Origin of the sequence: Parasutterella secunda, from assembly GCF_016901835.1 — a bacterium.
Classification (GTDB): Bacteria; Pseudomonadota; Gammaproteobacteria; order Burkholderiales; family Burkholderiaceae_F; genus Aphodousia; species Aphodousia faecavium.
In genome coordinates, this window is the sequence record NZ_JACJKX010000059.1 from 1 (window position 1) to 248 (window position 248).

The window sequence follows — 248 nt, forward strand, 5'->3', positions numbered from 1 at the left end:
ATTGAAAGCGGTCCAACCCTACCGGGCGATTTTCCGCAGCATCACGTTTGATAATGGCAAGGAGTTTGCTCTGCATAAGTCGGTTAGTTCTCAACTCAACTGTAAGACTGACTTCGCGACTCCTTATCACAGTTGGGACCGAGGCAGCAATGAAAATGCGAATGGACTTTTGCGGCAATATTTCCCAAAAGGAAAGTCTCTCAATAACGTGACCGAGCAAGCCGTTAAACAAGCACAAGATAAAATTA

General features: G+C 45.2%; 1 protein-coding gene. It reads left to right on the plus strand.

The window, feature by feature from the left end; translation table 11 throughout:
- Positions 1-248, plus strand: a 248-nt coding sequence (locus H5985_RS09335) for an IS30 family transposase (RefSeq protein ID WP_205051031.1), incomplete at both ends; no start/stop codon positions are given.